Source organism: Bradyrhizobium tropiciagri, assembly GCF_001189845.1.
GTDB classification, from domain to species: domain Bacteria; phylum Pseudomonadota; class Alphaproteobacteria; order Rhizobiales; family Xanthobacteraceae; genus Bradyrhizobium; species Bradyrhizobium tropiciagri.
Window position 1 is genome coordinate 1 of record NZ_LFLZ01000039.1, and the last position, 18,875, is coordinate 18,875.

At 66.3% G+C, this 18,875-nt stretch carries 16 protein-coding genes and 4 pseudogenes; 10 read left to right on the forward strand and 10 right to left on the reverse strand.

Going from position 1 to position 18,875, the window contains the following annotated elements; genetic code table 11:
• Nucleotides 1-142 precede the first annotated feature (142 nt).
• Nucleotides 143-972: pseudogene (locus tag AKN84_RS26830) on the reverse strand (EF-hand domain-containing protein).
• 252 nt (nt 973-1,224) lie between these two features.
• On the opposite strand from AKN84_RS26830, the gene rpe reads away from it, so the two are divergent.
• Complete coding sequence (rpe, locus tag AKN84_RS26835) at nt 1,225-1,926, forward strand: ribulose-phosphate 3-epimerase (RefSeq protein ID WP_050423576.1); 702 nt, start codon at nt 1,225-1,227, stop codon at nt 1,924-1,926.
• Between the two features lie 13 nt (nt 1,927-1,939).
• Here rpe and AKN84_RS26840 read toward each other — a convergent pair whose 3' ends face one another.
• The 7 genes from AKN84_RS26840 to AKN84_RS26865 all read right to left on the reverse strand — a co-directional run bounded on the left by AKN84_RS26840 (nt 1,940) and on the right by AKN84_RS26865 (nt 7,671).
• On the reverse strand, nt 1,940-3,394 hold the full coding sequence (locus AKN84_RS26840) for a serine/threonine protein kinase (protein WP_050423633.1): 1,455 nt from the start codon (nt 3,392-3,394) through the stop codon (nt 1,940-1,942).
• 20 nt (nt 3,395-3,414) lie between these two features.
• Nucleotides 3,415-4,155: a metallophosphoesterase family protein gene (locus tag AKN84_RS26845; RefSeq protein ID WP_050423577.1), complete on the reverse strand. Its 741-nt coding sequence runs from the start codon at nt 4,153-4,155 to the stop codon at nt 3,415-3,417.
• Nucleotides 4,156-4,263: 108 nt separating this feature from the next.
• Nucleotides 4,264-4,857 carry a TetR/AcrR family transcriptional regulator gene (locus AKN84_RS26850; protein WP_050423578.1) on the reverse strand — a complete coding sequence of 198 codons (594 nt, stop codon included), beginning with the start codon at nt 4,855-4,857 and terminating at the stop codon, nt 4,264-4,266.
• Nucleotides 4,854-4,988, reverse strand: coding sequence for a hypothetical protein (locus AKN84_RS50050; protein WP_016843141.1), 135 nt, complete (start codon nt 4,986-4,988; stop codon nt 4,854-4,856). The genes AKN84_RS26850 and AKN84_RS50050 overlap by 4 nt, the downstream gene beginning before the upstream one ends.
• A 628-nt stretch (nt 4,989-5,616) precedes the next feature.
• Nucleotides 5,617-6,225 carry a hypothetical protein gene (locus AKN84_RS26855; RefSeq protein ID WP_050423579.1) on the reverse strand — a complete coding sequence of 203 codons (609 nt, stop codon included), beginning with the start codon at nt 6,223-6,225 and terminating at the stop codon, nt 5,617-5,619.
• Nucleotides 6,218-6,907: a DUF2135 domain-containing protein gene (locus AKN84_RS26860; protein ID WP_021077822.1), complete on the reverse strand. Its 690-nt coding sequence runs from the start codon at nt 6,905-6,907 to the stop codon at nt 6,218-6,220. Before AKN84_RS26860 ends, AKN84_RS26855 begins: the two co-directional genes overlap by 8 nt.
• Nucleotides 6,904-7,671, reverse strand: coding sequence for a MotA/TolQ/ExbB proton channel family protein (locus AKN84_RS26865; protein WP_050423580.1), 768 nt, complete (start codon nt 7,669-7,671; stop codon nt 6,904-6,906). The genes AKN84_RS26860 and AKN84_RS26865 overlap by 4 nt, the downstream gene beginning before the upstream one ends.
• A 243-nt stretch (nt 7,672-7,914) precedes the next feature.
• Between AKN84_RS26865 and AKN84_RS26870 the strand changes: the two genes are divergently transcribed.
• The 4 genes and pseudogenes from AKN84_RS26870 (at nt 7,915) to AKN84_RS26885 (ending at nt 12,831) form a co-directional block, all read left to right on the forward strand.
• Nucleotides 7,915-9,285, forward strand: coding sequence for a sensor histidine kinase (locus AKN84_RS26870; RefSeq protein ID WP_050423581.1), 1,371 nt, complete (start codon nt 7,915-7,917; stop codon nt 9,283-9,285).
• Nucleotides 9,286-9,301: 16 nt separating this feature from the next.
• Nucleotides 9,302-9,954, forward strand: a pseudogene (locus AKN84_RS26875) (response regulator).
• Between the two features lie 311 nt (nt 9,955-10,265).
• Nucleotides 10,266-11,573 carry an adenylosuccinate lyase gene (purB, locus tag AKN84_RS26880; protein ID WP_050423634.1) on the forward strand — a complete coding sequence of 436 codons (1,308 nt, stop codon included), beginning with the start codon at nt 10,266-10,268 and terminating at the stop codon, nt 11,571-11,573.
• Between the two features lie 85 nt (nt 11,574-11,658).
• Nucleotides 11,659-12,831 (forward strand): M20 aminoacylase family protein, encoded by a 1,173-nt coding sequence (locus AKN84_RS26885; protein ID WP_050423582.1) that lies wholly within the window; start codon nt 11,659-11,661, stop codon nt 12,829-12,831.
• A 67-nt stretch (nt 12,832-12,898) separates the two neighbouring features.
• On the opposite strand, the gene AKN84_RS26890 is transcribed toward AKN84_RS26885, so the two are convergent.
• On the reverse strand, nt 12,899-13,891 hold the full coding sequence (locus tag AKN84_RS26890; protein ID WP_128971190.1) for an agmatine deiminase family protein: 993 nt from the start codon (nt 13,889-13,891) through the stop codon (nt 12,899-12,901).
• Between the two features lie 112 nt (nt 13,892-14,003).
• The gene (locus tag AKN84_RS26895; RefSeq protein WP_050423584.1) at nt 14,004-14,567 is read right to left on the reverse strand and encodes a cytochrome b; all 564 of its coding nucleotides are present in this window, start codon (nt 14,565-14,567) and stop codon (nt 14,004-14,006) included.
• Nucleotides 14,568-14,740: 173 nt separating this feature from the next.
• On the opposite strand from AKN84_RS26895, the pseudogene murI reads away from it, so the two are divergent.
• From murI to rpsD, 5 genes and pseudogenes are all read left to right on the forward strand, one after another.
• Nucleotides 14,741-15,537, forward strand: a pseudogene (gene murI, locus AKN84_RS26900) (glutamate racemase).
• A 60-nt stretch (nt 15,538-15,597) separates the two neighbouring features.
• Nucleotides 15,598-16,379, forward strand: a pseudogene (locus AKN84_RS26905) (HpcH/HpaI aldolase family protein).
• Between the two features lie 262 nt (nt 16,380-16,641).
• Nucleotides 16,642-17,052: a cupin domain-containing protein gene (locus tag AKN84_RS26910; protein ID WP_050423585.1), complete on the forward strand. Its 411-nt coding sequence runs from the start codon at nt 16,642-16,644 to the stop codon at nt 17,050-17,052.
• A 119-nt stretch (nt 17,053-17,171) separates the two neighbouring features.
• On the forward strand, nt 17,172-18,038 hold the full coding sequence (locus AKN84_RS26915; RefSeq protein ID WP_050423586.1) for a hypothetical protein: 867 nt from the start codon (nt 17,172-17,174) through the stop codon (nt 18,036-18,038).
• A 187-nt stretch (nt 18,039-18,225) separates the two neighbouring features.
• Complete coding sequence (gene rpsD, locus AKN84_RS26920; RefSeq protein WP_050423587.1) at nt 18,226-18,843, forward strand: 30S ribosomal protein S4; 618 nt, start codon at nt 18,226-18,228, stop codon at nt 18,841-18,843.
• The last annotated feature ends 32 nt before the right edge of the window (nt 18,844-18,875 follow it).

Below are 18,875 nucleotides of genomic sequence, written 5' to 3' on the forward strand. Positions count from 1 at the left end.
GAGCCGCCTCCGCATCAACGGTGATAGACGGACTCGCGGAGACTCCCCCTCACCCGGAACGCATCTGACGATGCGTTCCGGCCTCTCCCCTCACGCGGGGCGAGGCGAAGCAGAGCCCGAATTGGCCGGGAAGCGCGTCCCGCTAGGCGCTAACCGACAGCGACGACGAGGCCTTCGCCGAGATCGCCTGCGACTGGCGCTGGATCAGCTGCTCGATGAAATTGTAGGACGAGGTGGCGTTGTTGCCGGCGGAGGACGACTTCGTGCTGCTGGCTGAGGCCGTGGCCGGCGTCGTCATCGACACCTTGGAGCCGTCGGCATAGGTCGTGGTCGTCGTGGTCGAGCCGTCGCTGTTCGTCACCGAGGTCGAGGTCGCGCCATCAAGCGCCTGCATCAGAGGATCGGAGCTCGATCCGCCCGAGCCGCTGCCGGAGCCGGATCCATCGGTCGCGCCGCTCTCCATGTGGTGGTGATGATGGCCGCCGCCCTTGTGGCCCTGCAGCGCCTGCGACATCTCGCCGAGGCTGACGCTGCGTCGCCGTTCTTATCGAGCTTGGAGAACACGTCGTCGGCCTGCGCGATGTTGGTGCCGCCGGCGCCGAGCGCGTTCTCGAATTCCGTCTTGGTGATCTGGCCGTTGCCGTCGGCGTCGATCAGCGAGAACAGGTCCTTCAGCGCGTCCGACCGGCTGGTCGGCGTTGTGCTGGTTGAAGTCGTGCCGGTTGAAGCCGTGGTCTGGCTCTGCGCGTCGAGCAGCGCGCTCATGGTCTGCGGCGAAATCTGCGGGGTGCTGGTGCCCGATCCGGCGCTGGTGCTGCTGCTGCTCGACTGCGATGTCGTGGTCGAGAGGTCGAACAGCCCGGTGGTCTGATTTCCCTGCGTGGAGCTGCCGGTCTGCGTCGTCGATTTCGACGACATCAGCGAGCTCAAAAGATCGACGGCGGATGACGCAGCGCCAATGGCAAATAACATGGCAATACTCCAACAAGGCCGCGCCCGGCGGCTCAAACGCTTGCCAAGGCGCAGCAAGCGGCGTGCCATGGCAAAAACCCAATGAAACCAGGCCTTGGCGCATCGACACCGGTTCCGCGCACCCGGCAAGACCTGCCGCCGGCGGCAGAATTTTCCGGATTCCAGCCGCCGTCCGCTCGCATTGCCCGCCACGCGTCGGCATGTTAGGCGGGATCACCCGTCGCCCCCTGCTAGTCTTCCGGAACTGCTGACATGACTCAGTCATTCACCCCGCGTCCCCTCGTCATCGCTCCGTCGATCCTGGCGTCGGATTTCTCAAAGCTCGGCGAGGAGGTCCGCGCCGTCGACCAGGCCGGCGCCGACTGGATCCATCTCGACGTGATGGACGGGCACTTTGTGCCGAACATTTCCTACGGCCCCGACGTCATCAAGGCGATGCGGCCGCACACCAAGAAGATCTTCGACGCCCATCTGATGATCTCGCCCTGCCACCCCTATCTGGAGGCCTTCGCCAAGGCGGGCTGCGACCACATTACGGTGCATGCCGAGGCCGGCCCGCATTTGCATCGCTCGCTGCAGGCGATCCGCGCGCTCGGCAAGAAGGCCGGCGTCTCGATCAATCCGGCGACGCCGGCGAGCGCGATCGAATATGTGCTCGACCTGATCGACCTCGTGCTGGTGATGTCGGTCAATCCCGGCTTCGGCGGCCAGGCCTTCATCCGCTCGGCGATCGGCAAGATCTCTGACGTCAGGGCGATGGTCGCGGGCCGGCCGATCGACATCGAGGTCGACGGCGGCGTTGCGCCCGACGTCGCCGGCCAGCTCGCCGCCGCCGGCGCCAACGCCTTCGTCGCGGGCTCCGCGGTGTTCAAGGGCGGCACGCTCGAGGCCTACAAGACCAACATCGCCGCGATCCGCAATGCCGCGGCCGACGCGCGCGGCGAAGCGATCTGATTCTCCGGCGGAACTAGAATACTGAAGGCGGCGCGACCGCGGCATTGGCCGCCTGGTCCGCCGCCTCATCGTCGTCCGCTTGCGGCGCCAGCCGCGACGGCCGCACCACGGTCACCGTGCACGGCGCTTCCCCGGCGACCTGAGCGGACACGCTGCCGAGCAGCGCGCGCCGCATCGAATTCTGCCGCGCGCCGATGATGATGTGGTCGACCAGGTTGACCGCGGCGAATTCCAGAATGGCCGCGGCCGGATCGATCGCCTCCAGGACATGCACGGTCAGCCGCCCCTCCTCGAGCTGGAACGGCCGCGCCCAGTGCTGGAGCGCCACCAAGCGGTCGACATGCTTGTTCTGGCCCTGCTCGTCATGGCTGCGGTCGATCGCCAGGCGATTGAGCTTCAGCACGTTGACGCAGGCGAGCCGCGCCGATGGCGAGGTCGATAGCACCTGCTCGGCGATGACGCGGATGGTCGCGTTCAGCGCCTCGGTCCCCTCTCCGAGATCGAGTGCCACGGCAACGATCGGGCTCGATGCGAGCTGGGCCGCGACATTGGATTTCGGCTGCGGCGACACCGCACCGAGATTGAAGCGGCGGCGCCAGACCGTGCCGAGGGAATCGCGATCGAGCCGCTGCGCTCGCGCCGTCAGCTTGACCTGTTCGGGATGGCCGAGATCGAACGCGAGCTGCGCCGCGGTCGGATAGCGCGCGACCGGATCGATCTCGAGACACCGCAGCACGATCTCCTGCAGCCAGGGCGGATAGTCGGGCTTGAGCTTGCGCGGCGGATACGGGTCGCGCCACAGCCGCCGGCGCATCCCGCGCAGGGTCTCGGTCTCGCCGAACGGGCGCACCCCGGTGGTGAAGAAATAGAGCAGCACGCCGAGCGAAAACAGATCGCTGCGCGGATCGTCGCGCACGCCGTTGAGGCGCTCCGGCGCCATGTAGGGCGCGGTGCCGTAAGGCAGGCGAAACTCCTCCTGCAGCAGGTCGGGCAGATGCTGGTGATGCGAGAGGCCGAAATCGATCAGCACCGCCTCGCCGCGCTCGCGGAACATGATGCTGCTCGGCTTGATGTCGTGATGGATGACGTTCTGCCGGTGCAGGCTGGCGAGTGCGGCGGCGACCTTGCCGCCGATCACCCTCACCTCGTCATACGGCAGCGGCAGATTGTCGAGCCGCTTGTAGAGGGTTTGGCCCGGGATGCGCTCCATCACCACATAAGCCTGGCGCTCGAAATCGCCGGTGCCGAAACAGGCCGGCACGTGCGGCCCCGACAGCCGCGGCAGGATCATCTGCTCCATCTCGAAGCTGACGATCGCGGCCGGATCCTCGCCCTCCGAGGTGAGCGGCACCTTCATCAGCAGCGGTACGTCGATGCCCGGGTGGGTGACGCTCCACAGCGTCGCCATGCCACCGCGGTGCACGCGCTCGCCGATGGTGAAGCCATCGATCTCGGCGCCGGCCTGCATCGTCAGCGCCGCCACCGGCGTCACCTGCCGATCAGCAGGCGGTCGGCAAGCCAGAACGGCAGGCCGCCCGCCTTGATCCGCGCCGCCGCAGTCGCGACGTCGTAGGGCACGCGATGATAGGTGATCTCGCGGCTCACCGTGTCGAACATCGCAAACGATGCCGCGGGATCGCCGTCGCGCGGCTGGCCGACCGAGCCGAGCACCGCAAGCCAGCGCCGCCCGGTCAGCAACTGCACCGCGACGCCCGAGGTCGGGACGAAGCTCGTCATCTTCGCCGCTGATGACATCGAGTAGAGGCCGGGACGATGGATGTGGCCGCAGAAGGTGATCTGCAAATCGGTTGCCATCATGCTGCGCGCAGCATCCGACGTGTCGCGGACATAGCGCCACTTCGTCGGGTCCGATGCCTCGGAATGCACGTAGAGACGGTTGTCCTCCTCGCGCAGGATCGGCAGGCCCGCGAGGAAGGCCTTCTGTTCGGCGCTGAGCCGGCTCCGGGTCCAGTCGATGGCGGCCTGCGCATCGGCGTTCATGCTGTCGCTCGGGGACCCGATCGCATTGTCATGATTGCCGCGCACCGCGATTGCACCCTTCGCGACGAGGTCCATCACCGTGTCGACGGCCCATTCGGGATCGGCGCCATAGCCGACGATATCGCCGAGGCAGATCAGCCGCTCGGCGCCGCGCGTTCGCGCAGCCTCGAGGCAGGCGGCGAAGGCCTGCCGGTTGGCATGAATATCGGCAAAGAGTGCAAGCCGCATCGTGGTCCGCGCTGCTGATCCGTACCCGATATCAAGCACACGCGGCCCCGGGCTCGCAATCGGGCCGAAGGCATCAATCGATCAGGGGATGTTGGAAGAAAGACGGGCCTAGGGCTTGCACACCCGCACGCCCCGCAACAGCAGGGCGATCAGCGCGTCGATCCGCGACGGGCATTCCGGCTTGGCCCATTCCTCGGCATGCGCCGGGTGATGGTAGCGGACGGTCGCATCGAACACGGCGCGCGCGGTCGCCTTGACGTTGTCGATCTCGAACACACCCTGTGCGACACCGTCGGACAGGATTTTCGCGATCAGATCGACCTGCTTGTCCTTGTAGGCTTCCACCACCTCGCGCGCGTCCTGCGCCAGCGCGAGATAGGTCGCGAACATCTCCGGATCGTCGCAGACCTTCTTCTGCTTGATCGAGAAGGCGGTGCGCAGCCATTTCTCCAGCCGTTCCGGCGCCGGGCCCGAGCCGGCTGCGATCTTGCACAGCGGCTCGTTGGCGCGGTCGAGCCAGCGCTTGGCGACCGCGTCGCGCAGCGAGGCCTTGCTGGGGAAGTGACGGTAGACGCTGCCGTGGCTGACATCGAGCGCACGGGCAACGTCGACGACGGTGGCCTTGGAAAGCCCGAAGCGCCTCAAGACATCCTCAGTTGCCTCAAGGATCCGCTCGGGTGTCAAAACCACCGCCTCGTTCATGCGTTTACCGTCTGGTTATCGCTGTCCTGCCCGCGGGTGAACTTGGCGGCCTGGGCTGCCAAATGGCGGGCGACGCGAAGGTTGAGCCACTGTTGAATCTGGGCGGTCAATTGGAAGATTTCTATGGTCATGGAGGTAGTCCTTCGAGGTAATCAAATCAGGTTCGGCTCCGCCGGCCAAAACGCCGGAACAGCCACTGGGCGCCCTCCTCCCTTGGGCTGGTTAGTATATACACCATCTCGCTGACAGATTTCAATATCTGTCAGACAATATTTCGTGAATGATACCCGGACCGCCGGGGAGCCCGCCGGTCGGGTCCAGCTCTGCGGCCCTACACCGTTCCGTGAGCAGCGGGGCGATCCGCCGGGGCGTGCATATGTCTCGATACGGCCAGCCAAAGACCAGCCCATGAAAGGGTGCCAGGAGAGGTTTGCATGGACCGCCCAATCACCTTCAAGGAGATCGCCAAGATCACCGCCGGCGCGGTGGCCTCGCTCGTCATTGTCGGGTGGCTGATGGTTGTCGCGATCGCATTCCTGTCGGTGTGAGATCGCTTCGCAGCGCCGGAATCGAAAGGGGCCGCCTCACGCAGCGGCCCCTTTGCCGGGAAAATGGCTTCGGGATAAAATCTAGCCCCGGTTAGGAGTTACATTACACCGGGCTGACGGTTGGCGGGATTCCGGATCACTACTGTCCACTCCGCTGACCGATTATTGGCGATCCCTATTTTTATGCCATCTCTGGTCAGGACGTGTCGTCCTACTGCTGCTCGTCCTTGGGCGGCATCCGCGGCGGCGGCAGCGGCGTGAACACCGAGCCCTGCGCGCCCGCCGGCGGGACCACGAACGTCCCCGTGGTGGAATCGCCCCCGGTGGTCTCCACGATCGTCTTCGGCGTGATGTACTCCCGGACGAAGTCCATGATGGTGCCGTCGCCGCCGCCGAAATCCGCGGCCCGGCCGCCTTGCGGATGCCCGGCCTTGATCTCGTTGTCGGCGGTGTGGGTCTGCTCGGCCAAGGCGTCGCTGTAGGGAATGCGGAAGGCGCGCGGCACCGCGCTCGGCCGGTTGTCCTCGTCGAGTTCCTCGACCCAGAGATAGATCGAGCCGGGATCGCCCTCCAGCGAATGCGGCTCCACGATCCGCGTCGACAGCAGCTTGAAGTTGGCCGGCAGCTTCTCCGCTGAGGCCCAGCCGAGCAGGCCACGCATGCCGCCGAAGCTGACGAAGTAGAACGCGCTGGTCACGACGATGACGACCGCCTTCAGCGACCAGTGCAGCCGCGCATAGACCAGCACGATCAAAAGCAGCGCACCGACCGCCGCATAGGCGACCGCAAGCGTGAGGATGACGGATTGCAGACTAATCACGACGGAGCACCCTCACGCCGGATCTCGGAACGCCGGTGTTCGGATCGAGGTCGGCGCCGTTGCGCCAGCTGCTGCGGAAGGTCTCGAGCAGCGATTTCGGCCGCCGGTCGACGTTGATCACCTTGCCCTCGGCGTCGAGACGAAACCGGACCGCGGTCTTCTCGTCGCCGGTGTGATCGACGGTCAGCTTGTCGTCGAAGATCACCTGCGCCGTCGGATTGAGCTTCTGCACCTTGACGTTCGCCTGCACCGGCTCGCCGGTCGTCGCCTGGAAATGCGAGACGTTGACGGTGTATTCGCCGGCGACGACGCCACGCAAGGTGACGATCTCCTCGCGGATCGGGGATGCGATCTTCTTGCCGTTGACCACGATGAAGTCGTTGGCGCCGCCGCGATCGTCGCGGTCGAGCGTCAGGAAGCCGGCCTCGCGATGCCGGTACCAGGCGATGTTGCCGGCGGGGTCCTGCACGAACAGGTCGAGATCGTCGGGATGGTTGTCCGGCCAGTCCATCGTGATGATGAACTCCGCCTTGGATTCGATCTTGCCGTCCTTGGAGTCCGGCGACACCGCAAGCAGCGCGAGGAAGAACAGGAACGCGATCACCTGCAGCGCCTTGAACAGCATGACACCAAGGGGATCGAACGGTTCCTCGCGCGGATAGAGCCCGAACTCGTCCATCATGGCGGCGTACCAAGGCGACGTTCCAGCGCCGGCGTGACGTGCGTCTCGGTCAGCACGACCGCATCGGAGAACACCCGCTGGGTCGCGGAATCCAGCATGTAGTACTGGATCCGGACCAGGATCGATCCGATCAACCCGGCCAGCGTCGTGTACATCGCAACCGCCATGCCGTCGCTCATCAGGCCCATCGACGATTTCATCGCGACCTTGTCGGCGGCATCGAGCGAGGCGATCGGCGCCAGCATGATGATGAAGCCGATGATGGTGCCGAGCAGGCCGAGCTTCATCAGCGTGTCGGAGACGAAGGCACCAAAGCCGTTCGAGCCGCGCAGCCGGTCCGCCAGCGTCCGCAGCAGCAGGGTCTGGTCGATGCGGCCTTTGGCTTGCGCCTCGGCCTTCTGCACCAGGCTGCGGATGTGGTCGGTGACAAGCCCGCGGGGCAGGCTGCGCGCATCCGAGACGAGCGCTTTGGCGCCGTCAGGCGCAGCGAGGATCGCGCGGCAGGAACGCGCCACCTCGCCTTCCCGCGCTATTGCCCGCGTCCGCCAGAAGCAATGGATGCAGGTGGCGATGTAGAGAACGACGATAACGCTGGAAATGTACGTGCGGTCGGAACTGACCATCAGGCGGATCAGCCCGTAGCGCCACAGCAGGAACGCCGCGAAAACCGAAAGGCCGGTGAAGATCATCCAGAGCAGCAGGACGCTGCGCTCCGCCGCATCCGTACCGGCCGATGCGGCCGCGGCGCCGACCTTGGCATTCATGCTGCGCTCGCTCCCTTGCTGTTCCATGGGCCTCGCGAAGGCCTCACCTGCCGTTAGAGCAGAGCAGGCGGGCGGCGTCCAAAGACATCTGCCCAGATTTCGTCGGGCAAATTTCCCGACCTGCATGGCAACCCTCGCCCGCACTTGCCCGGAGCGAGGTTGCTGTTACGCTTCTCTCGTCTCGTTTGAGCATGATGCCGCTTTGCGCCTTTCCGGATCATGCTCCGGCCGTGGAGTGATCGCATGCGCCTCGTGCTTCAACTGGTCGCCCGCCTGCTCGTCATCGTCGCGCTGTGCCTTGGCGCCGCCACCGTCTGGGCCACGATCGATGCCTATCGCAGCGTCGATCGCGCGACGTCGGCGTCCGCCGAGCGGGTCTCGCAGGCACTCGAGGCGCTGTACTGGCGCGAATTGCTGCTGCGCAGCAACCGGATGCGCGAACAATTGCTGCCGGCCCCGGACTGGCGCACCATCGAAACCATGGGCCTGATCGCGCCGGGGATCTGCGTCCAGTTCGAGCCGGCCGGCGCCTTCGAGAAGCCGCTCTGCGGCCAGAGCAAGGGGATCGGCAAGGCGCCGCCGCGCTGGTTCGCGACCACCGTACAGGCGCTGCTCGGCGCGCACGCCACCGTCGAGCGGCCGATCAGCGCCCGCACTGCGACCGCGGGAACCGTCCGCGCCATCGCCGATCCGGACGCCGCGATCGCGCTCGCCTGGCAGCACATCCTGGACAACATCCACGTCGCGCTGCTGATGGCGCTCGCCATCGCGCTGCTCGCTTCGCTCGCCATCGCGCATACGCTGGCGCCCGCCCACTCGATCGTGTCGGCGCTGCGGCGCATGGCCGACGGCGAGTACCGTACACCGCTGCCGCGCGTGCGCTCGATGGAGCTTGCGATGATCGGGCGCGCCGTCGGCGATCTCGGCGATCGCCTCGCGCAGGCGGAGGAGGAGCGCACGATGCTGACGCGGCGCCTGCTCGAAATCCGCAGCGACGAACGCCGCGCGCTGGCCCGCGAGCTGCACGACGAGTTCGGCCAGAATCTCACCGCGATCCTGGCCTTCGCCAACACGATCGAGGCAAGCGCCGGCGACAAATACGCCGCCGGGACGGAAATCGCGCAGGATGCACGGATGATCTCGCAGGCGACGCGCCGCATCATCGCCTGCCTGCGCGACACGTTGAACCGGCTGCGCCATCCGCCGGCCGAGGAGCTCGGGCTCGAGGCAAGCCTGGTCGATCTCGTCGACAGCTGGCGGTCGCGCACCGCGCAGCCGATGATCCAGCTCGATTTGCAGGGCGACCTCGCCGACATCAGTGGCACGGTTGCCGTAACCGCCTATCGCGTGGCGCAGGAATGCCTGACCAATGCGCTGCGCCACAGCTCGGCGCGCGAGATCGTGCTGCGGATCGAACGGCGCAGTGGAACCGAGAACGCGCTGCTGGTGCGGGTCGAGGATGACGGCGGCGGCGATGCCGCCAAGGTGGCGCAGTCGGCGGGCTTCGGCCTCACCGGCGTCAGCGAGCGCGTCGCCGCACTTGGCGGTTCGCTGTCGATCGCGCGCGCCAGCCGCGGCCTCTCCGTCGCCGCCACGATCCCGCTCGCCGCCTGAGATGACGACCGCGAAGATGACCGCCGTGAAGACTCGGGGAATCTCGATCCTGCTGGTGGACGACCATCCCGTCGTCCGCCAGGGCTACCGGCGCGTGCTCGAGCATCAGGACGATTTCAGCGTGGTCGCCGAGGCCGACAACGCCGCCAACGCCTACCGCGCCTTCAAGGCGCACGGGCCCGACGTGGTGGTGATGGACATCTCGATGCCGGGCGCCAGCGGGCTGGAGGCGATCCGCAACATCCGCGCCCGCGATGCCGACGCCCGCATCCTGGTCTTCAGCATGCACAGCGAGGCCGCCCAAGTGAAGGCGGCGTTCGGCGCCGGCGCTCCGGCTTCGTCACCAAGGGCAGCGAGCCGGCCGAGCTGATCGCGGCGATCCGCTCGGTGGCCCGCGGCGAGCATGCGATGAGCGACGACGTCGCGCGGGTGCTCGCCCTGGAAAGCCTGGTGCCGACCAAATCGGCGCTCGACCAGCTCGGCGAGCGCGAGATCGAGATCCTCCGGCAGTTCGCGGCCGGCCACACCAAGGAGCAGATCGCCGCCAACCTCAACCTCAGCACCAAGACCGTGCAGAACTACCACTATCTGATCAAGGCCAAGACCGGCCTGCGGACCGACGCCCAGCTGGTCCGCCTCGCCGTCGAATGCGGCCTGGCGAACCTCTAACCACTCCCTCTCCCCGTTCTTACGGGGAGAGGGTTGGGGTGAGGGGCTATCTCCGCGAAGACGCTGACAGCCGAATTTCGCGAAGGCTCCCCCTCACCTGGAACGCATCTGGCGATGCGTTCCGGCCTCTCCCCGCAAGCGGGGCGAGGCGAAGCAAGGCCGGGCTACGGACCGCCGATTTCGGCCGGTTTTCCCCGCCAAATCCCCCGAATGGGTGGCTTCGCCGGGCCTGATTTGCTAAAGCGCGGCGTAAAAACAAATTGGCCGGAGCGCGCCTTGCACGCCCCGCCCCGCTCGATTCGGAGTTCTCGATGATCCCCCGCTATACCCGCCCGGAAATGGCCTCCATTTGGGAGCCGCAGACGCGTTTCAAGATCTGGTTCGAGATCGAGGCCCATGCCGCCGACGCGCTGGCCGAGCTCGGCGTGATCCCCAAGGAAGCCGCCAGGACCATCTGGGCCAAGGGCAAGGACGCCACCTTCGACGTGGCGCGGATCGACGAGATCGAGCGTGAGACCAAGCACGACGTCATTGCCTTCCTGACCCATCTCGCCGAGATCGTCGGCCCCGAGGCGCGCTTCGTGCACCAGGGCATGACCTCCTCCGACGTGCTCGACACCTGCCTCAACGTCCAGCTCAAGCGCGCCGCCGACCTCCTGATCGCCGATCTCGACCGGGTGCTGGCGGCGCTGAAGACCCGCGCCTTCGAGCACAAGATGACGCCGACCATCGGCCGCTCGCACGGCATCCATGCCGAGCCGGTCACCTTCGGCCTCAAGCTCGCCTATGCCCATGCCGAGTTCGCCCGCGCCCGCGCCCGCCTGGTCGCTGCGCGCGACGAGATTTCGACCTGCGCGATTTCGGGCGCGGTCGGCACCTTTGCGCAGATCGATCCGCGCGTCGAAGAGCACGTTGCGAAAGCGATGGGCCTGCGGCCGGAGCCGGTCTCGACCCAGGTGATCCCGCGCGACCGCCACGCGATGTATTTTGCCACGCTCGGCGTGATCGCCGCTTCGGTCGAACGGCTCGCGGTCGAGGTGCGCCATCTGCAGCGCACCGAGGTGCTGGAAGCCGAGGAGTTCTTCTCCGAGGGCCAGAAGGGCTCGTCGGCGATGCCGCACAAGCGCAACCCGGTGCTGTCGGAAAACCTCTCCGGCCTGTCGCGCATGGTGCGCGCCTATGTGACGCCGGCGCTGGAGAACGTCGCGCTGTGGCATGAGCGTGACATCTCTCACTCCTCGGCCGAACGCATGATGGGCCCCGATGCCACCGTCACGCTCGACTTCGCGCTGGTCCGGCTCGCCGGTCTGATCGAGAAGCTTCTGGTCTATCCGCAGAACATGCAGAAGAACCTCGACCGGCTCGGCGGCCTGGTGCATTCGCAGCGGGTGCTGATCGCGCTGACCCAGAAGGGCGCCAGCCGCGAGGACGCCTACAAATTCGTGCAGCGCAACGCGATGCCGGTGTGGCGCGGCGAAGGCGACTTTCAGACGCTGCTGAAGAACGACCCCGACGTGAAGAAGTACATGAGCGATGCCGAGATCGAGGAGAAGTTCGACCTCGGCTATCACCTCAAGCATGTCGACACGATCTTCAAGCGGGTGTTCGGGGAGGCCTGAGGGAGGCCGCCATTCCCGCGTGACATCGCGGCGGGTTACGCTACGCTGACCCGCCCTACGCAATCACAAGAAACGGACGGTCCCCATGCCCATCGTCAATCGCGTTGCCGCCCTCTCGGATGAAATGGCCGCCTGGCGCCATGACTTCCACGAGAACCCCGAACTGCTGTACGAGGTCCACCGCACCGCCGGGATCGTCGCCGACAGACTGCGCGAGTTCGGCTGCGACGAGGTGGTGACGGGGATCGGGCGCACCGGCGTGGTCGGCGTGATCCGCGGCCGCAAGAACGGCTCGGGCAAGACCATCGGGCTGCGCGCCGACATGGACGCGCTGCCGATCGTGGAGGCCGCCGACGTGCCCTACGCCTCGAAGGTCCCCGGCAAGATGCACGCCTGCGGCCATGACGGCCACACCGCGATGCTGCTGGGCGCCGCGAAATACCTCACCGAGACCCGCAACTTCGACGGCACCGCGGTGGTGATCTTCCAGCCCGCCGAAGAAGGCGGTGCCGGCGGCAAGGCGATGGTCGACGACGGGCTGATGACCCGGTGGGGTATCCAGGAGGTCTATGGGCTGCACAACATGCCCGGCCTGCCCGAGGGCTATTTCGCGACCACGCCCGGCCCGATGCTGGCCTCGTCGGACACCTTGAAGATCGTCGTGCGCGGCAAGGGCGGCCACGCCGGCGCCGCGCCGCACGAGGCGGTCGACAGCGTGCTGATCGGCGCCCAGATCATCAATGCGCTGCAGTCGATCGTGTCGCGCAACGTCGATCCGCTGAAATCGGCGGTCATCTCGATCACGATGTTCGAAGCCGGCAGCGCCTTCAACGTGATCCCGGAAACCGTCACGCTCGGCGGCACCGTGCGGACGCTCGATCCCGGCGTGCGCGACCTGGTCGAGCGCCGGATCGGCGAGGTCGCTTCCAACATCGCCAAGGCCTATGGCGGCTCGGCCGAGACGGATTATGGGCGCATGTATCCGGTGACGCTGAACCACGCGCGTCAGGCCGGCATCGCCGCCGAGATCGCCCGCGATGTGGTCGGCGCCGACCGCGTCAACGACAATCTGGTGCCTGTGATGGGCGCCGAGGATTTTGCGTTCATGCTGGAGGCGCGCCCCGGCGCGTTCGTCTTCCTCGGCATGGGCGAGGGCCCGATGTGCCACCACCCCGCCTACAAGTTCAACGACAACATCCTCGGCCACGGCGCATCCTACTGGGTACGCCTGGTCGAGAAGCAGATGCCGGCGGGCTAGCACCGCTTGCGCAGTTGATGAACGACGAATGGCCCGGCCGCGATCCATCGCGGCCGGGCCATTCGCATCACGGGCGCGGCTGCTGTTGCGCGGTGCAGTGAATGCCGCCGCCGCCGGCGGCGATGCCGTCGATGTTGAGCTGGATGATTTCCCGGTCCGCGAACAGCTCCCGCAGGATATCGCGCGCATTGCGGTCCGCAGCCGCGTCGCCGAACTCGGGCGCGATCACGGCGCCGTTGCAGACGTAGAAATTGATGTATCCGGCAGCGAAGTCCTTCGTGCCGTGCTTTGGACGCACCGTCGACGGGCCCTGCAGCACCACGACATCCAACCGCCGGCCCTTCGCATCGACAGCGCCGCGCAGGAGATCGAGGTGCCGCCTCGTCACCGCGTGATCGAACGACGACGGATCCGGTTCGAGGCCGGCCACGACGACGCCGGGACCGGCAAATCGTGCGTAGAAATCGGTATGTCCGTCGGTGATGTCCTTGCCGGCAACGCCGGGCAGCCAGATGATCTTGTCGAGCCCGAGCAGGCGCGACAATTCGGCTTCGCATGCGTCCCTCGACACACCCGGATTGCGATTGGAGTTGAGCACGCAGCTCTCGGTGATGATCGCAGTCCCCTCACCGTCGACTTCAATCCCGCCGCCTTCCAGCACCAGTCCGGCCTTGACGAACGTCGCGTTCGCGGCACGGGCCACGTGCTCTGCGACCCCGGCATCGAGCGCGTGGCGTTGCTTGTTGCCCCAGCCGTTGAAGTTGAAACCGACGGCGCCAAGTTGCCCCGAGCTGTCCCGCACGAACACCGGACCGGTATCGCGCATCCACACGTCGTCGATCGATCGAACGACGAGGCTGACCGAGGGGCCGCACAGCCGCGCGGCTATGTCGTGGTCCTCCTCGCGCACCAGCATGTTGACGCGTTCATAGGCTGCGATCGCCTTGGCGATGTTGGCGAGATTTTCCCTGGCCACGGGAAGCAGCTTGCCGCCCCAGATCGCCGCGCTGGCGCCGAACGCCATCCAGGTCGCGGCATGCGGCGCGCCCTCGTCCGGCATCCGCCAGTTCGCATTGTCTCGCGCAAGGTCGTCCACGAGGTCCCGGCCGCTTTGGCCCTCCCGGCTTCACCGCCAGACTAGCGCCGTCACCGGCGAGACGCCATGTGCGGCGCTAGCGAGCGGGGCCGGCCTCACCCGCCCCGATCATCCGCGCGGCGACGCGGTCGCGCTTGACGAAATGATGGAAGGCGACCGCGGCGAGATGCAGCACGATCAGCGCCAGCAGCACATAGGCGAAGAAGATGTGACGGCCTTCATAGGCGTCCGCCGCCGCCTTGTCCGGCGAGGTGATCTGGGGAACGTGGAACAGACCGAAGAAGCTCGAATAGTCCTGCGCGCGGGATCCGGAATGCGCCCAGCCCAGCATCGCGACCAGGATGGTGACCGCATAGAGCGCCCCGTGGTTGATCCGGGCGGCGATCCTTTGCCAGCTGGGCATGTCGGCCGGCAGCGCCGGCGTCGGATTGACCCCGCGCCAGACCAGCCTGAGCACCGTGAGCAGCAGCACCAGATAGCCGATGTCGGCATGGATCGACCGGTAGAAGAACTTGTCCGCGCGCGCCGGGATGTGGTTCATCCACCAGCCATAGGCCAGCATGCAGATGATGGTAATGCCGAGCCCCCAGTGGAGCGCCCGGGCGAGCGAGCCCCAGCTCACGGTGGTATTGCGGATCATGGTCGAACGGCCCCGTCAGGATTTCGTACGTCGCGGCAATAGCTTGCCGTGATACTTGCAGGGATCGGTCAAGGCCATATGAAATTCCCGCCTTGACTGCCTTTTGTCGGCCCCAAAGGCCGGGCAGGCAAAGACAACTGAATGGTAACCCTGCCTCGGATAGACTTTTCACCGTGTCCACTCCCCCGACCATCCTTGTGTTCGATTCCGGCCTCGGCGGCCTCACCGTGCTGCGCGAGATCGTCCGCGCCCGGCCCGACGCGCACTTTGTCTATGTCGCCGACGATGCGTTCTTCCCCTATGGGCACCACACCGAGGACGAGATCATCGCCCGCGTGGTGCCGCTGGTCGGCGAGCTGATCGGAGCGCACGCGCCCGACCTGGTCGTGATCGCCTGCAACACCGCATCCACCCTGGTCATGTCGCATCTGCGCGACGCCTATCCTTTGCCCTTCGTCGGCACGGTGCCGGCGATCAAGCCGGCCTGCGCCTCGTCGAAGACCCGGCGCGTCTCGGTGCTCGGCACCAGGGGCACCGTGAAGCGCGAATATACCCGCAAGCTGATTTCGGATTTCGCGCAAGGCTGCGAGGTGACGCTGGTCGGCTCCGGCGAGCTCGCCTCGCTGGCGGAGGCCGCCCTCAGCGGCCTGCAGGTGCGCGACGAGGACATCGCGGCCGAGCTCGCGCCCTGCTTCATCGGCGATGGCGCGAGCGACCCGGCCCGCACCGACACCATCGTGCTGGCCTGCACGCATTATCCGCTGCTGCTGGAACGCCTGAGGCGGCTTGCGCCGTGGCCGGTCGACTGGATCGATCCGCGCCGGCGATCGCCCGCCGCGTCGCCGACCTGCTCGGCCCGGTAGGCACCGAGACCGACGAGGCCGGCGCCGAGATGATCTTCACCTCGAAGCGCCCGCACACCCTGACCGCGGCGCTGACGCCGTTCTTCGGCGGCCGCGTCCCGGCCTGATCCTTTCCGCCGTCACGGCGCGCTGCTAGTTTGCCCTCGCCTCATCGAGGGAGCACTGCATTGACCTCAGCACCGCTGACGCCGCTCAATCGCCTGCGCAAGGCGTGGCGCGATAAGCGCCCGACCTTCGGCGCGATCGCGACCATTCCGAGCATCCAGACCGTGCAGATCATGGCTCAGTCGCTGGACTGGATCATCGTCGATCTCGAGCACGGGCCGATCGATCTCGGCTCCGCGCATGCGATGATCGTGGCGACGTCAGGGACGCCATGCGTGCCGATGGTGCGGATCGCGGCCAACGAACCGCACCTTGCCAAGCGCCGATGGACATCGGCGCGCTCGGCATCAATTTTCCGATGATCTGCAACCGCGGCGATGCCGAGAAGGCGGTGCGCAGCGTGCGCTATCCGCCGAACGGCGACCGGCTCTGGGGTCCGTTTCACGCGCCATTCCGCTGGGGCGTCTCGATGAACGACTACATGGCGACCGCCGACGACGACATGATCTGCATGATCACGATCGAGCATGTCGACGCGGTGAACCGCATCGACGAGATCATGGCAACGCCCGGCATCGACCTCGCGGTGATCGGCCCGGGCGATCTCGCCACCTCGATCAACAAGCGCGGGCTCCCCGACGATCCCGAGGTGGTCGCACTGATGCAGCGCGCCGAGGACGGCATCATGAAGAGCGGCGTGCCGATCGGCGGCGTCGCGCGCACCGCCGAGCAGGCCAACGCGATGATCGAGCGCGGCTACCTCGCGCTTGCGCTCGGCTTCGACTGGTCGCTGTTCCAGCGCGGCATCGCGGCTGCGTTTGCCGGGATCAAGCGGGAGACGTGACGCGCGCTCGCACCGGCGAGCAAGTTCCAGTCACGGAGGAACCGCAGCGCAACTCCCCGCGCTGCGATCAGCTGAATGCCGAGCGCTGCAATTTCCTGAACAGCTTGTCAGCCCTCTGTAAGCTCGGCCGCGGATAATTCCACGACGGCCAGCGCTATTGGATGAACGGACTAACCCCAATGTCGAAAGCACACATCACACAGCGCCTGCTTTTCGTCGTGATTCCGCGCTGCTAGGGTTTCGCGGGTTGGGAGGAAATTGCATGTTCAGGAAATTGCTGCTTGGTCTTACCGTAATTGCGTTTGCCGGCGCCGGCGCCGCCATTGTCGATGCTGGCGCTGCCTTGGCGCAGCAGAGCGGCATCAAGCGAACGCCGCTGCAGAAGGTCGATTTTCCGGCGGGCTACAACACGGTCACCGCGATTGCAGAGGTTCCGGCCGGGGGTGCGTCGGGGCGTCACAGCCATCCCGGTGCTGAAACCGGCTATGTGCTCGAAGGCGAGCTGGAGCTTGTGATCGACGGCAAGCCGCCGCTGAAGCTGAAGGCGGGCGATTCCTACCAGATTCCGGAAGGCGCGGTGCACGACGCCAGGACTTCAGGCGACAAGCCGCTCAAGGTGCTCGGCGTCTACGTGGTCAAGGCCGGCGAGCCCTTGGCGAAACCGGCGCCGTGAACCCGAACCGATTGGTCTCCGACCAATCGGTTCATGTTGGCTTCAGGTGCGGCGAGCGACAATTTGAGTTCGCCGGGCCTTTGATGTTTTGCCTGATTGCAGGGATATGAACCGGACAGATGCGCGGTAAGTTTCGTCGGATTTCATTGCCGCGCCGTCTCGTCGCCGATCTGATGCACGCATCATCAGGCGTGCCGTTCGTCTCCTTGACGCGCTCGCTGAACGTTCGTGCGGTGGTCGAGGCCCGCGCACGCACGGCGCAGGCACCGGGCTGGGCCGCCATCTTCGTCAAGGCATTCGCGCTGGTCGCCAAGACCGAGCCGACGCTGCGCACGCTGCACGTCAAATTGCCGTGGCCCTGCCTCTACGAACTGCCGCGCAGCGTCGGCATGGTGGCGATTGCGCGCGTTGAGAAGGGTGAGGAGTGCGTGCTGTTCGAGCGCGTCTGCGCGGCGGACGAGATGGCGCTCAGCGATGTCGATGCGCTGATCCGGCGCGCCAAGACCGCGCCGCTGCACGAGATCCCCTCGTTCCGCAAAACCCTCTGTGTGACGCGCCTGCCGCTTCCACTGCGCCGCCTGGCCTGGGCGATCGGGTTGAATTTCGGCCGGCAGCGCGCCAATTTCTGCGGCAGCTTCGGGGTGACCTCGGTGGCGGCCTACGGCCCCGGCGAGTTGCACGCGCTGAGCCCAGGGCCCTTCCTGCTGAGCTATGGCGTGATCAAGCCGGATCACACCGTCGATGTGGTGCTGCGCTGGGACCATCTGGTCTGCGACGCCGCCCTGATCGCCGAGACCCTGACCCGGCTCGAGCACGTGCTGGGCGGCGAAATCGCCGCGGAATTGGGCGCGATCCGGCCGCACGCGACGCCCGGCCGGTCCGGGCGGCCGGAAACCGGCTTTGAGGCCCGAAACCGGCCGATTTTGACGCCGATTCGGCCCAAAACACCTCCCGTTTTGTTTGACAGGACCGGACTTTCTCCTTAAGACCACCCTTGCTCGCGGGCCGGTTTCGGCCCGCGATGCGTTTCGCGACCCGTGGTTCTCCCCGAGCTTTCGAGGCGAACCTGTCGGTACTGGCCTTTTGGCCGGTACACAGGAGGGCGCGTCTCCTCAAACCCTAGACTCAAAAAATGCCGGTCGCTTGATGCGACGGCTATACAAAGAGGACGCGATGACAAAGCGCAGTGAGGCGAAGTACAAGATCGATCGCCGCATGGGCCAGAATATCTGGGGCCGCCCGAAGAGCCCCGTGAACCGCCGCGAATACGGCCCCGGCCAGCATGGTCAGCGCCGCAAGGGCAAGCTCTCCGACTTCGGCGTGCAGCTCCGCGCCAAGCAGAAGCTGAAGGGCTACTACGCCAACATTTCCGAGCGCCAGTTCCACGGCATCTATGTCGAAGCCAGCCGCCTGAAGGGCGACACCGGCGAGAACCTGATCGGCCTGCTCGAGCGCCGTCTCGACACCGTGGTGTATCGCGCCAAGTTCGTCTCCACGATGTTCGCCGCGCGCCAGTTCATCAACCACGGCCACGTCAAGGTGAACGGCCGCAAGGTCAACATCGGCAGCTACAAGCTGAAGGTCGGCGACGTCATCGAGGTCAAGGAATCCTCCAAGCAGCTCACCCCGGTCCTCGAGGCGAGCCAGCTCCCCGAGCGCGATGTGCCCGACTTCATCGAGGTCGATCACTCCAAGATGACCGCGAAGTACGCGCGCACCCCCGGCCTCTCCGACGTGCCGTTCCCGGTGCAGATGGAGCCGCATCTGATCGTCGAATTCTATTCGCGCTGATCAGTTCAGCATTGCGAGTTCGGAAAGGCCCC